Genomic DNA, 12,441 nt, shown 5'->3' with positions numbered 1-12,441 from the left:
TCCATATTTTTTCGATCGGCGTTTAGACGATTGACGAAGGTGTTTTCGACAGAATTGGCGCCACGGATTCGGCGGCTCGAAACGGCGGATCGGTGGGTCGGAGGGACGACCGGGGACCGGCTCCTCGCGCGACTGCTCTATGGAACGCGACCTTCGCCCGGATATGGAGCTATAGTAGCGTTTGCAACTGATTGCACATCCCACCGCACGCCGTCGTGCGGTCGAGTGTGTAAAGACTTGCAAACGCTACTATACCTTCCGATGCCCGAGTGGAGGCCATCGAAGAACAGCTCGATCGCGAGCCGGACGCTACCGACGGCTCAGTAGTCGACGCGGAAACGATCGGATCGGTGTCGGGAGTGTCGAATCGGTGGGCGCGCTCGCCGAGGTCGAGTGAGAAGCCAGAGGCGGCGCGATACTCCGTCAGTTCCCCCCGCTGATCACGGTCCCCGCGTTCTCGCCCGCGAGGAACGCCTCGAGCGCGTCGGGGCCGAACACGTGTGCGGGCGCCCCGAGGTCGAGGAGCGCGCGGACCTTCGCCGCCATCCCCCCGGTCACGTCCGTCGCCTCCGAGCCCCCGAGCGCCGCGTCGACGTCCGCGAGATCCGTGATCTCAGGGATCACTCGGCCGTCGTCGTCGTAGACGCCGGGGACGGTCGAACAGAGCCCGACCGAGTCGGCGTCGAGCCCGCCCGCGAGACGCGTGACCAGTTCGTCGCCGCTGATGATCGTCGCCCCCGCGCCGGCGTGGGTGATCACGTCGCCGTGGAGAACGGGCACGAAGCCCTCCGCGAGCATCGCGGCCGTGGAGTCGAGCGGGAACGCGAGCGCTGCGTCCGCGTCGCGAGCGCCCACGGAGAAGGGGTGCACCGGCTGCGCCGGCACGCCGGCGTCGTGCAGTTGTTGGATGACTGCGTCGTTCAGCCGGCGCATCGCGTCGTGGATCGCCCAGACGCCGGCGGCGTCGCGGCTCCCGTCGGCGACGCTCACGCCGTGTCGCTCCGCTTGGGGATGACCGAAGCTCCCGCCGCCGTGGACGAGCGCGAGCCGCGTCGTGTCCGCCTCGGCGATGGTGCTCGCGACCGCGGCGAGCGTCTCTTCGTCGACCGTCTCGGGCGTTTCCTTGTCGGTGACGACGCTCCCGCCGAGCTTGAGGACGACCGTCACAGTTCCTCAGCCTCCGGACTCGTCCCCTCGCCCGACGCATCGGCCGAGTCCTCTTCGCGAACGCCCTCGCGGTCCAGCTCGGCCCGGAACTCGTCTGTGCACTCGGCGGTGTACCGGAGTGCGGTCCGGGTTTCGGACGTCTCATCGAGCGCGACGATGCATCCGCCCCCGCCCGCGCCGGTGAGCTTCGCCCCGTGGGCGCCCGCCTCGCGAGCGGCCCAGACCATATTGTCCAGCGTCCGCGAGGAGACGCCGAGCGCCTCGAGCAGGCCGTGATCGAAGTCCATCAGCCGGCCGAGTTCGGTCAGCAGGTCGTCGCTCGGAACCGAGTCGGGGTCCGCGTCCGCGAGAATCGACTCGCCGGTCCGGACGATGTCGCCGATGCTCTCGACGGTGTCAGCGGCGAACCCGTACTCCTCGCGGAGGCGTCGAACGCCCGCGACGAGTTCGCCCGTGTCGCCCGCGCCGCCGTCGAATCCGACGACGAACGGGAGGTTCGGCGCGTCGATCCGCCGGCAGTCGTCGCCCTCGACCCTGACCGCGCCGCCCACCGCCGAACAGAACGTGTCCGCGCGCGAGGCCTGCCCGTCCTGTACCTCGTACTCCGCGCGGTAGGCGCGCTCGGCGATCTCCTCGGGGGCGAGCGGCACGCCGAGCTCCCGCGTCGCCGCGTCGATGCCGGCGACGACGACGGCCGCCGACGACCCGAGTCCCGCGCCGAGCGGAATCTCGCTCTCGACGGTGATGTCGAAGCCGGCGTCGGGGGCGTCCGCGGCGTCGCGGGCCTGCCCGACGGCGGCGTCGATGTACCCCACCGCGGCGTCGACGAGCCCCTTCGACACGTCGACGTCGGGGCGGTAGTCGGTCTCGCCCGCGTACTCGACGGTGAAGCCGTCGAGGCTCAGATCCCGCGCTTCAACCCGGATATGGTCGTCCTCGCGGGCGTCGACGGTCACCCGCGCTCGCCGCTCGATCGCACAGGGAACGGCGGGTTCGCCGTAGACGACCGCGTGCTCCCCGAAGAGGTACACCTTCCCGGGGGCGCTTGAGACGGTCATACGGGTGCGATGCCGGGGACACCGCTTAAGCTATCCGACTGCGAGTCTCCCCCCGTTCGCTACGCTTTGGGATGCCCGCCGTCACTGCTACTGCCGCTCGCCGGACGCCTGACTGCTACTGCTGCTTGAGGGGCGACTGGCTGAGAAGCGCTCTCCGACAGGCGACTGGCTACGCGCAGACGGACTACTCCTCGGTGAAGTCCTCCAGTTCGGTCAACTCCCCGGATTCGTCGTCGCCGCGGAGGGACTTCGCCGCCGCGGCGAGTGCGAAAAGGAGCACGAGCGCGACCAACGCGCCTACCCGGCGACCGCGGAGTCCGTCGTCCGCGGAGCCGTCCGACCCGCCGAGAGGGCCACTCGACTCGCCGCCGAATAGCCCGCTCGACTCGTCGCGGTCGGCGTCTGACGCGTCCGCCTCGGCCTCCTCGTCGCTCGACCTGCCGATCGCGGGCGCGGTGTTCGTCGCGCTGAAGCTGAAGCCGTCGTGCAGATGAATCTCGAAGAACGTGAATGATTTTTCGCTCATCGCATATTTCGATACGCCGACAAGAAGGATAATCGTTGCGGAAAGGTATCAGATGGGCGTCATTCGATGGTTTCAGGTGCCGGCCGGTCGGAGCACCCCTATGAACGACGACAGACGGACCTTTCTGACCGACCTACTGACGACGCCGAGTCCATCTGGATTCGAGGCCGTCGGCCAGCGGGTGTGGACCGAGTACGTTCGGCAGTTCGCCGACGACGTCTGGACCGACGCCTACGGCAACGCGGTGGCGGTCCACGAGGGCGACGCGGACGCCTCCATCGCGTTCACGGGGCACGCCGACGAAATCGGCTACATCGTCCGGGACGTCACCGACGACGGCTACCTCCGGATCAACTCGATCGGGGGCGCAGACCGAACGGTTTCGAAGGGCCAGCACGTGACCGTCCACGCCGAGACGCCCGTCGCCGGCGTGATCGGGCAGACAGCCATCCACCTGCGCGACGTCGGCCACGAGGAGTACGACGACATCGACGAGCAGTTCGTCGACGTCGGGGCCACAGACGCCGAGGAGGCCGCAGAGATCGTCGAGATCGGCGACCCGGTGACGGTCGAGACCCGCGTCCGACCGCTCTATGGAACGCGACTCGCCGCCCGCGGGATGGACAACCGCGTCGGGACGTGGGCCGCCGCGGCGGCGCTCGAAGCGGCCGTCGAAGCCGACGTCGACGCGACGGTGTACGCCGTCAGCACCGTGCAGGAGGAGGTCGGCGTCCAAGGCGCGAAGATGGTCGGATTCGACCTCGATCCCGACGCGGCCGTCGCGGTCGACGTGACCCACGCCACCGACAGCCCCGACGTTCCCGAGAACCGGGTCGGCCCCGTCGAACTGGGTGCCGGACCGGTGATCTCCCGCGGCAGCGCGAACCATCCCTCGCTCGTCACCCTCGCCCGCGAGGCGGCCGCCGACGCCGACGTCGAGGTGCAGTTGCAGGCGACCGGGACGCGAACGGGGACCGACGCCGACGCGTTCTACACGGCCCGAAGCGGCATCCCGTCGCTGAACATCGGCGTCCCGAACCGCTACATGCACACCCCGGTCGAAGTCGTCGACACCGACGACCTCGACGCCCTCGCAGCGCTGCTGGGCGCGATGGCGGAATCGGCGGCCGATTCCGCACCGTTCGGCCTCGACCTCCGATAGCGAGCCCCCGTGCCTCCGACTGACACGGCCGTTCGGCCGAAAGAAAACCGTTAAAAGTCGTCACAGGGTGTTGTGAGGTATGGCTGGAACCATCGAAGTACTCGTTCCCGGCGGGGAGGCTAACCCCGGCCCGCCACTCGGTCCGGAGCTCGGACCGACTCCTGTGAACGTGCAGGACGTCGTCCAGCAGATCAACGACGAGACCGCCGCATTCGACGGGATGGAAGTCCCCGTCACCGTCGAGTACGATGACGACGGCTCCTTCTCGATCTCGGTCGGCGTGCCGCCGACGGCCGAACTCGTCAAAGACGAGGCCGGTTTCGAGACGGGATCGGGCGAACCGCAGAAGGACTTCGTCGCCGATCTGACCGTCGAGCAGGTGAAGAAGATCGCAGAGCAAAAGTCCTCGGACCTGCTCTCGTACGACTCGTTCAACGCCGCAAAGGAGGTCGTCGGAACCTGCACCTCCCTCGGCGTCACGATCGAGGGCAACAACCCGCGCGAGTTCAAAGAGCGGATGGACGACGGCGAGTACGACGGCGTTTTCGCCGAGTAAGCGACCCACGCGGCGGACACAAGTCGCATCTCGTTGCCCGCGCGGCTGACGACGTCCTTTCTCTGTTCGGTTTCGGGGAGTAGCGGCGCGGCTCTCCCCGCAGACCTTCGGCGCGACGGCGACGGATCACGCGTGTCACCTTCGATCACCGACGTCGCGGTCGACAGGGGTCGCCCGTTCGACCGTGGTGACGATTCCCACGAACGGGGCGTCAGGCCCCCGAAATCCCCCGAAACGAGGGATCCGCTTCGACGGACTTAAGGCCGCCATTCCCGTTCGATCCGACGAGACAGGCAGACGCCTGTTTCACTGACCCGTAGGAGCAATCCTGCGTACTACGGAGGTGAATAATGGCAGATACGATAATTGACGCAGTCTCTCGCGCACTCGACGAGGCGCCGCCGCGGAAATTCCGCGAAACGGTCGACCTCGCCGTGAACCTGCGCGATCTCGACCTCAACGACCCGTCGCAACGCGTCGACGAGTCTGTGGTTCTGCCGGCCGGCACCGGCCAGGAGACCCAGATCGTCGTCTTCGCGAGCGGTGAGACCGCGCTCCGAGCCGAGGAGGCCGCCGACCAGGTACTGGACGGCGACGACCTCGAAGACCTCGGAGACGACACCGACGCGGCAAAAGACCTCGCCGACGAGACCGACTTCTTCGTGGCCGAAGCCAGCCTGATGCAGGACATCGGCCGCTACCTGGGGACGGTTCTCGGTCCGCGCGGTAAGATGCCGACGCCGCTTCAGCCGGACGACGACGTGGTCGAGACGGTGAACAGAATGAAGAACACGGTGCAGCTCCGCTCTCGCGATCGCCGGACGTTCCACACCCGCGTCGGCGCGGAAGATATGGACGCCGAGGCCATCGCGGACAACATCGACGTCATCGTTCGTCGGCTCGAAGCGAACCTCGAGAAGGGTCCGCTCAACATCGATTCGATGTACGTGAAGACGACGATGGGGCCCTCTGTGGAGGTACCCGCATGAGCGAAAGCGCATCCGCCCGTCGCACGGAGACGATCCCCGAGTGGAAGCGCGAGGAAGTCGACGAACTCGTCGAGTTCCTCGAGGGCTACCAGTCGGTCGGCGTCGTCGACGTCGCGGGCATCCCGAGCCGGCAGCTGCAGAGTATGCGGCGCGATCTCCACGGCAGCGCGGAACTGCGGATGAGCCGCAACACGCTCACTATCCGCGCGCTGGAGGCGGTCGACGACGGCCTCGAGGAGATCGTCGAGTACGTCTCCGGACAGGTGGCGCTCGTCGGCACCAACGACAACCCATTCGGGCTCTACAAGCAGCTGGAGGCGTCGAAGACGCCCGCTCCGATCAGCGCCGGCGAAATCGCGCCCAACGACATCGTCATCCCCGAGGGTGACACGGGCGTCGACCCCGGCCCGTTCGTGGGCGAACTCCAGCAGGTCGGCGCGGCCGCGCGCATTATGGACGGCTCGATCCAGGTCACCGAGGACTCGAAAGTCCTCGAGGCCGACGAAGCCGTCTCCGAAGAACTCGAAGGCGTTCTCGGGGAACTCGGTATCGAACCGAAGGAGGTCGGTCTCGACCTCCGCGGCGTCTTCTCCGAAGGCGTCCTCTTCGAGCCCGAGGAACTCGCGATCGACGTCGACGAGTACCGCGCGGACATCCAGTCCGCCGCCGCAGCCGCTCGGAACCTCTCGGTCAACGCGAGCTACCCGACGGCGCAGACCGCGCCGACGCTGCTCGCGAAGGCCGCCGGCGAAGCGAAGGCCCTCGGCCTGTTCGCCGCGATCGAGGATCCCGACGTGCTTCCGGATCTCGTCGCGAAGGCCGACGCGCAGCTTCGCGCGCTCGCCGCCCAGATCGACGACAAGGAGGCGCTTCCGGAGGAGCTCCGGGGCGTCGAAGCGCCCGAGCCGGCCGCCGACGAGGCGGCCAGCGCGGATGACGAGGAATCGGCCGACGAAGACGAAGACACTGAAGCCGACGCCGACGACACCGACGACGACGATGACGACGACGGTGCCGAAGGCCTCGGCGCGATGTTCGGATAACAAGGTACACGACAATGGAATACGTTTACGCAGCTCTCATCCTGAACGAATCGGGCGAAGAGATCAACGAAGACAACGTCACGGCGGTCCTCGAGGCCGCCGGCGTCGATGTCGAGGAGTCCCGCGTGAAGGCGCTCGTCGCCGCGCTCGAGGACGTCGACATCGAGGAGGCCGTCGAGACGGCCGCCGCCGCACCCGCACCCGCTGCGGGCGGTGCCTCGGGCGGAGAGGTCGAGGCCGCCGACGAGGACGAAGACGAAGAGGAAGAGGCTGAGGAAGCCGACGAAGCGGAAGAAGACGAGGACGAAGAGGCCTCCGGCGAGGGCCTCGGCAACCTCTTCGGCTGAGTCCGGATTCACTTCCCGACGACGCCGTCCGTCCTATCCGGACGTCGCGCTGACTCGACTTTCGATCCGATTTCTTTCGATGCCGTCCCGTCCAGCGGCAGCGCTGGTCGTACTATGGTCGCGTGTGGCGAACAGTCGGCACTGTCGGCTTCGGTCGGTGGCTCTCCGACCGACAGTCCCCGCGTCGACGTGCCGAGCAGTCGCAGTCCGACGCGGGACGGTATTCACGTCACGGGGGTGCTGGCCCCGTTTTGAAATATAAACCTACGCTCGGTCCGGCGGGCGGCACGCCCGGCAGAATCGGATTCGTCCGATAGTATCTATACGGTCGCGACGCACCGTTCGGGTATGTCCGCACTCGACCGGTACGACGAAGCGCGCGCGACGCTCGACCCCGACGACGGCGAGATCGAGACGGCAGAACTTGTCGTCACCGACGACGTGCTCGTGAAGGCGTTCGGACTCGGTCCGGGGGCCGAACTCGCTCCGCACGAGCACGCCGAGAGCACGAACGTCTTCCACGTCCTCGAGGGGCGGGTCGTCGTCGTCCGCGACGGCGAGGAGGAGACCGTCGACGCGCCCGGCGTCGTCCGTCACGATCGCGGTGCCGTTCACGGCGCTCGCAACGAGACCGACGAGGTCGCGGTCTTTACCGCGAGCCTCTGTCCGCTGCCCTGAGTGTCGAACCCGATGCTGGCCACGCACCGTGTCGACCCCGATGAAGTCGCGCCGATCGCGATGGATCCGCGCCCGAAATGATTAACGGCGACGCACGAGAGGGGCGCGTATGGACCGCATCCCGTTCGGCGTCTCGCGCTTCGACAGGATCGTCGGCGGCGGCGCACCGCCGGGGACGGTGGTGCTTCTCGTCGGCGAACCGGGGGCCGGCGCACGGGAGTTTATGTACACGAGCGCGGCGATGAACGGCCTCGCGCACGCCGACGAGGACCTCTTCGACCTCCACTACGGCGACCTCCACGAGAACGCCGCGCTCCCGCCCGAGGTGCACTACCTCTCTTTCACGGCGGACGAATCGAACGTCCGCCAGGAGATGTCATACGCGCTCGAAGCGGAACTCGTGAGCGAGGCGACGGACCACATCGCCGTCCGCGACTTCTCGCCGGAGTACTTCCAGCTGAGTCCGGTGCCGCGCGAGTGGTACCTCGGCGAGACCACCACGCTGCAGGACCTCGGCAGACGGGAGGGGCGGGCGTCCGTCCTGTCGGCGCTCGGCCGGTACCTCAACGAGCACGCGCCGGAGAACCTCGTCGTCGTCGATTCCATCACGGACCTCGTCGCGGCGATCTCCGACGAGATGGCGTGGAACGACATCGCGATGCTGATGCGGGGACTCGGAAAGGCGTCGCACCGCTGGGGCGGGCTCGTCCTCGCGTACGCCAGCCGAGAGACGCTCGAACGGACGCAACTCGGGCACCTGATGGACGCGGCGGACGGAACGCTCCAGTTCGAGTGGGAGTCGGGCGGCTCGAAACGCGCTCGGACGATGGTCGTCCAGGAGTTCCGCGGCGTCCTCTCACAGATCGAACGCGAGAACATCGTCCGCTTCGAGACGGAGATCCACGAGGGCGGATTCGACGTCAGCGACGTGCGGAAGATCCGGTGAGCGCTGACAGATGCCCCGACGAACGCTGAGACGAGCGAAATCGACGCCGAAGGAAACGAAGTGCGCCAGCGCCGAAGCGTCACTCCTCGACGACGTCGACGCCGCTAATCTCGAAGCGAGCGCCGCCCGCTCGGCCCTCGACCGCCCGGATCTGCCAGTCGTGCGCGTCGACGCACTGCCGGACGATCGACAGCCCGAACCCGGTCCCGCCCGGGGTCGTCGAGTAGCCGTACTCGAACACCTGCTCGCGCTCGGCTTCGGGGATTCCGGGGCCGTCGTCTTCGACGTAGAACCCGTCGCCGTCCGGTAACGGACCGACTCTCACGGCGACCCCGTCGCCGCCGTGCTCGACCGCGTTACGGAGCAGGTTTTCGAACAGCTGTCTGAGCTGTGCCTCGTCGGCGCGAACCGTCTGGTCGGTCTCGACGACGAGCGCGGCGTTCGCCGTGTCCACGTGCCGCCAGCAGGCGTCAACGAACGACTGCAGCTCGATCCGAACCGTCTCGACCTCCGTCTCGCGGTCCCGCGCCAGCGTGAGCAGATCCTCGATCAGCTCCGCCATCCGGTCGTGGGCGTCCGCGACCATCTCCAGTTGGTCGCTCTCGCAGTCCTCCATCGCGAGCGAGAGCCGCCCCTCGGCCACGTTCAGCGGGTTTCGGAGGTCGTGGCTGACGACGCTCGCGAACTCCTCGAGGCGCGCGTTCTGCCGGGTCAACTCCCGCTCTCGCTCGCCGAGCCGTTCCGTGCGCTGGACCTGCTCGAGTGCGGTGACAATGGTGACCGCCAGAATCTCGCCGAGAACGACGTCCTCGGCGTCGAAGGCGTCGGGGGTCGGCGACCCGCCGATGAGGATACCGTACGAGTCCAGCGGCAGATGAAGCTCGCTTCGGATCGGCGAGTCCGGGTTGTAGATGTCGGGGTCCTCGTGCACGTCGTCGATCGAGAGCGCCTCGTTCGTCTCGAAGGCGCGCCACGCGATGCTGTCGCCGCCGGTGAACGTTGGAACCTCGTCGATAAGGTCGACTACCGTCTCGGTGGCCGCGACCGGGACCAGCCCCGCTCCGTCCTCGTACAGGTGGATCGCGTTCGCGTCGAGATCGAGTACCGTGCGCGCGGCCTCGACACCGATCTCTGCGACCTCCTCACAGCTCTCTGCGGTCATCAGCTCTCTGGCCGTCTCGTTCAGTGATTCGAGCCGCCGCTCGCGCTCCTTTCGAGCGGTGACGTCGTAGTACACCCACAGATGTCCCTGTCCGTCCGGCAGCTCGATCGGACGGTAGTTCCGCTCCAGCGTCCGTCCGCTTTCGAGCGTCAGTTCCTCGTTCCAAACCGGCTCACGCGCCTCGACGACGGTGTTAATCCGGTCGACGAACCGCTCTGGCTCCGCGAACAGCCCGCTCACGTCCGCTGCGAACGCTTCGCAGTCGTCGCCGATAGCCTCCTCGGGTTCCCCGGGCAGGTCGAGCAACTCGAACAGCCGCTCGTTGGCTCGGAGGACCCGCCGGTCGGCGTCCTCCGCGAGCACACCGACGGGCAGCGTCTCGAACAGCGTCGAGCGGACGGCGTTCGTCCGTTCGAGTTCGCGCCGCCGCTCGCGGTCCTCGGTGACGTCCTCGAACTGCGAGAAGATCGTGATGACCTCGCCGTCGGTGTCGGTCACGACCGAGTTGTGCCACGACGTCAGCCGCCGCGTGCCGTCTTTCCGAACGATCTCGTTGATGCTCTGATACCCGCCACGGTCCGCGAGCAGGTCCCGCTCGACTTCGGCGACGTGTCGGCGCTCCGATTCGGGAACGATCGGCAGCCACGTCCCGCCGACGAGCTCGGAGGCCTCATAGCCCGTGATCTCGACGGTGGCGTCGTTGACCCGGACGATCGTGAACGACTCGTCGTACTCGATCGTCCCCAGCGGCGACTGCTCGATGAACCGCGAGAGGCGCTTTTGGCTCGCCGCGAGCGCCTGCTGTGAGCGGTTCTGCTCGACCGCGTTCTTGATGCGGTTGGCGAGGACGGTGTACTGCTCGGTCCCGCTCTCCTTCTGGAGGTAATCGGTCACGCCCGCCGAAATCGCTTTGCTGGCGACCTCCTCGCTTCCCCGGCCGGTGAAGAGGATGAAGGGCACGTCGGGATCGAGCGCTCTGACGCGGTCGAGGAGTTCGAGCCCCGTTAGGTCCGGCATCTCGTAGTCGCTGACGACGCAGTCGAAGACGCCGCTCTCGATGCGTTCGAGGGCGTTTTCGGCACACGTCGAGGAGTACACCGAAAAGGAGTCATCCGTGCGAGTCAGAAACGACGCGGTGAGGTCGACGAACGCGGCGTCGTCGTCGACGTGAAGCACACGTATCTTCTCGGGGAACTCTCCGGTCTGTTGTCCCCCCGCCGCTCCGGTCATAGGCGGAATACAGATACCGTGGGGAAATAGGTTTGCAAGGCGTTTATATGTGGACAGTAGCCCTTTCAAGACTGCGTCCCACTGTGGGGTATGCTCACCGCGCTCCGCCGGCTCGGACTCGAAGTGAAGCACCTCGATTCAGCGCGCGCGTTCTACGAAACGCGGCTCGGGCTCGTTCCGACAGTGCCCGGTGCGGAGCGAGTCGGATCCGAGTCCGAACTCGGGTCCGACGACGGCCGAAAACCCGCGCGCGATCCGGTGACCGAGGACGAGGCCGGACCGCGCGTCTGCTACGCGATCGGGTCGGACGCGGATGGGTCCCCCGCGACGACACTCGTGCTCCGCCGGCCGACGGGTCAGCCGCGGGGAGGCGTCCACACGCACTACGCGTTCTCGACGACGGCGGCGGCGTACCCGCGGTGGATGCAGCGCCTCTCCGATCTCGATCCCTCCGAGTTCTCCTTCGGGTCGAGCGAGTCGCTGTACGTCTACGATCCCGCGGGCCACTGCGTCGAAATCGGCAGCGTCGATCGGGACTCCCCGAACGCTAAATCGGGTGATAACGACACCGAGAGCCGACAGAGCGGCGACGAGGGGGACCACTCTGCTCCCCCGCCACTGTCGGGGATCTTCGAGGTCGTCCTGGAGGTGACCGACCTAGCGGCGGCGGAGTCGCGCTATCGTCGCCTCGGATTCGAGGTCGTCGACCGCGGCGAGACGCGGCGGCGCGTCAGGCTCTCCGGGCCGCTCGATCTCGAACTGTGGGAACCGCAGCTCGGGATCGCCGACGCGCGCGGCGGACTGCACGTTGATCTCGCCTTCGAGACGCCCGTCCCCGACGCGGTGGTCGAGGCGGGCGCGCCCTGGTGTGGTGACCCCGAACCGGTCGACGGCGGACTGCGCGTCGTCGACGACGACGGCCACGTGCTGACGTTCCTCGCGCCCGTCGCGGATCGCTGATACTGATTGTTCTGAGACGGCAGCAGACGCGATGCGACGGGCGATGAGAGACGGTGGCGAGCGCCTCATTCGGAGGATCGATCCCTCTCCCACCGGCGACCGCACTCGACGGTCAGAAGAGCACGACGAACGCGAAGGCCGCCAGAATCGATCCCGTCAGCATCACCTGCACGACCGAGGACGCGAGTACGCCGACCGTCGAGTAGAGCGCGACGCGCAGTCCGACTTCGGCGTCGGCGTGCTGGGCGAACTCCACGGCGAAGACGGTCGCCGCGAGGCCCAGGAGGAAGCCGACCGGCCCGGCGACGAACAGGAGCACGGTCCCGACGAGCACCGCCGCCGCCGTCGTCCGCAGCGAGGCGCCGCCGGCGCGAGCGGCGATCGCGCCCCCGAAGTAGTCGACGAGCATCGCGAGCGCGCCGACGCCGACGAGGACGAAGACGATGAGGTCCGACGGCTCGCTGAAGCCGCTCGACCACCAGTAGAGGAGGACGCCGGCGACCGACAGCAGGCCACCGGGAACGAGCGGGAGCACCGACCCGATGACGCCGAGCACGAGGAGCGCCAGCGCCAGCCATCCGATCGGATCCATACCGGGACGTCGTCGCCGGCGGTGA

General features: G+C 67.6%; 13 protein-coding genes. 8 read left to right on the top strand and 5 right to left on the bottom strand.

What is annotated here, in order from left to right:
* Nucleotides 1-423: 423 nt before the first annotated feature.
* From ACT3HL_RS03925 to ACT3HL_RS03915, 3 genes are all read right to left on the bottom strand, one after another.
* Nucleotides 424-1,167 (bottom strand): isopentenyl phosphate kinase, encoded by a 744-nt coding sequence (locus ACT3HL_RS03925; protein ID WP_445085506.1) that lies wholly within the window; start codon nt 1,165-1,167, stop codon nt 424-426.
* Nucleotides 1,164-2,225 carry a mevalonate kinase gene (gene mvk, locus ACT3HL_RS03920; protein WP_445085505.1) on the bottom strand — a complete coding sequence of 354 codons (1,062 nt, stop codon included), beginning with the start codon at nt 2,223-2,225 and terminating at the stop codon, nt 1,164-1,166. The genes ACT3HL_RS03925 and mvk overlap by 4 nt, the downstream gene beginning before the upstream one ends.
* Nucleotides 2,226-2,409: 184 nt before the next feature.
* Nucleotides 2,410-2,751 carry a hypothetical protein gene (locus tag ACT3HL_RS03915; RefSeq protein ID WP_445085504.1) on the bottom strand — a complete coding sequence of 114 codons (342 nt, stop codon included), beginning with the start codon at nt 2,749-2,751 and terminating at the stop codon, nt 2,410-2,412.
* A 100-nt stretch (nt 2,752-2,851) separates the two neighbouring features.
* Between ACT3HL_RS03915 and ACT3HL_RS03910 the strand changes: the two genes are divergently transcribed.
* The 7 genes from ACT3HL_RS03910 to ACT3HL_RS03880 all read left to right on the top strand — a co-directional run bounded on the left by ACT3HL_RS03910 (nt 2,852) and on the right by ACT3HL_RS03880 (nt 8,472).
* Complete coding sequence (locus ACT3HL_RS03910; protein ID WP_445085503.1) at nt 2,852-3,913, top strand: M20/M25/M40 family metallo-hydrolase; 1,062 nt, start codon at nt 2,852-2,854, stop codon at nt 3,911-3,913.
* A gap of 79 nt (nt 3,914-3,992) precedes the next feature.
* Nucleotides 3,993-4,469, top strand: a complete 477-nt coding sequence (locus ACT3HL_RS03905; protein ID WP_445085502.1) for a 50S ribosomal protein L11 — start codon at nt 3,993-3,995, stop codon at nt 4,467-4,469.
* Between the two features lie 350 nt (nt 4,470-4,819).
* A complete protein-coding gene (locus tag ACT3HL_RS03900) occupies nt 4,820-5,458 on the top strand; it encodes a 50S ribosomal protein L1 (RefSeq protein WP_445085501.1) in 639 nt (212 codons plus the stop codon).
* The gene (locus ACT3HL_RS03895; RefSeq protein WP_445085500.1) at nt 5,455-6,501 is read left to right on the top strand and encodes a 50S ribosomal protein L10; all 1,047 of its coding nucleotides are present in this window, start codon (nt 5,455-5,457) and stop codon (nt 6,499-6,501) included. Before ACT3HL_RS03900 ends, ACT3HL_RS03895 begins: the two co-directional genes overlap by 4 nt.
* 14 nt (nt 6,502-6,515) lie before the next feature.
* The gene (rpl12p, locus tag ACT3HL_RS03890) at nt 6,516-6,848 is read left to right on the top strand and encodes a 50S ribosomal protein P1 (RefSeq protein WP_445085499.1); all 333 of its coding nucleotides are present in this window, start codon (nt 6,516-6,518) and stop codon (nt 6,846-6,848) included.
* Nucleotides 6,849-7,196: 348 nt separating this feature from the next.
* Nucleotides 7,197-7,526 (top strand): cupin domain-containing protein, encoded by a 330-nt coding sequence (locus ACT3HL_RS03885; protein WP_445085498.1) that lies wholly within the window; start codon nt 7,197-7,199, stop codon nt 7,524-7,526.
* A gap of 109 nt (nt 7,527-7,635) precedes the next feature.
* The gene (locus tag ACT3HL_RS03880; protein WP_445085497.1) at nt 7,636-8,472 is read left to right on the top strand and encodes an RAD55 family ATPase; all 837 of its coding nucleotides are present in this window, start codon (nt 7,636-7,638) and stop codon (nt 8,470-8,472) included.
* Between the two features lie 79 nt (nt 8,473-8,551).
* On the opposite strand, the gene ACT3HL_RS03875 is transcribed toward ACT3HL_RS03880, so the two are convergent.
* Nucleotides 8,552-10,864, bottom strand: a complete 2,313-nt coding sequence (locus ACT3HL_RS03875; protein WP_445085496.1) for a PAS domain S-box protein — start codon at nt 10,862-10,864, stop codon at nt 8,552-8,554.
* Nucleotides 10,865-10,954: 90 nt separating this feature from the next.
* On the opposite strand from ACT3HL_RS03875, the gene ACT3HL_RS03870 reads away from it, so the two are divergent.
* The gene (locus tag ACT3HL_RS03870; protein WP_445085495.1) at nt 10,955-11,824 is read left to right on the top strand and encodes a fosmidomycin resistance protein; all 870 of its coding nucleotides are present in this window, start codon (nt 10,955-10,957) and stop codon (nt 11,822-11,824) included.
* Between the two features lie 112 nt (nt 11,825-11,936).
* Here ACT3HL_RS03870 and ACT3HL_RS03865 read toward each other — a convergent pair whose 3' ends face one another.
* The gene (locus ACT3HL_RS03865) at nt 11,937-12,416 is read right to left on the bottom strand and encodes a DUF456 family protein (RefSeq protein ID WP_445085494.1); all 480 of its coding nucleotides are present in this window, start codon (nt 12,414-12,416) and stop codon (nt 11,937-11,939) included.
* Between the last annotated feature and the right edge of the window lie 25 nt (nt 12,417-12,441).

It is taken from the genome of Halobellus sp. GM3 (assembly GCF_052545375.1).
Note: the sequence above shows the minus strand (reverse complement) of the source record. Positions and strands in the feature narration are given on the sequence as shown.

Excerpts from the sequence above, each read along its gene's own strand:
- ACT3HL_RS03905 (WP_445085502.1), top strand. The coding sequence starts at position 3,993 with ATGGCTGGAACCATCGAAGTACTCGTTCCCGGCGGGGAGGCTAACCCC.
- ACT3HL_RS03880 (WP_445085497.1), top strand. The coding sequence starts at position 7,636 with ATGGACCGCATCCCGTTCGGCGTCTCGCGCTTCGACAGGATCGTCGGC.
- mvk (WP_445085505.1), bottom strand. The coding sequence starts at position 2,225 with ATGACCGTCTCAAGCGCCCCCGGGAAGGTGTACCTCTTCGGGGAGCAC.
- ACT3HL_RS03870 (WP_445085495.1), top strand. The coding sequence starts at position 10,955 with ATGCTCACCGCGCTCCGCCGGCTCGGACTCGAAGTGAAGCACCTCGAT.
- ACT3HL_RS03910 (WP_445085503.1), top strand. The coding sequence starts at position 2,852 with ATGAACGACGACAGACGGACCTTTCTGACCGACCTACTGACGACGCCG.
- ACT3HL_RS03875 (WP_445085496.1), bottom strand. The coding sequence starts at position 10,864 with ATGACCGGAGCGGCGGGGGGACAACAGACCGGAGAGTTCCCCGAGAAG.
- ACT3HL_RS03885 (WP_445085498.1), top strand. The coding sequence starts at position 7,197 with ATGTCCGCACTCGACCGGTACGACGAAGCGCGCGCGACGCTCGACCCC.
- ACT3HL_RS03915 (WP_445085504.1), bottom strand. The coding sequence starts at position 2,751 with ATGAGCGAAAAATCATTCACGTTCTTCGAGATTCATCTGCACGACGGC.
- ACT3HL_RS03865 (WP_445085494.1), bottom strand. The coding sequence starts at position 12,416 with ATGGATCCGATCGGATGGCTGGCGCTGGCGCTCCTCGTGCTCGGCGTC.
- ACT3HL_RS03895 (WP_445085500.1), top strand. The coding sequence starts at position 5,455 with ATGAGCGAAAGCGCATCCGCCCGTCGCACGGAGACGATCCCCGAGTGG.
- rpl12p (WP_445085499.1), top strand. The coding sequence starts at position 6,516 with ATGGAATACGTTTACGCAGCTCTCATCCTGAACGAATCGGGCGAAGAG.
- ACT3HL_RS03900 (WP_445085501.1), top strand. The coding sequence starts at position 4,820 with ATGGCAGATACGATAATTGACGCAGTCTCTCGCGCACTCGACGAGGCG.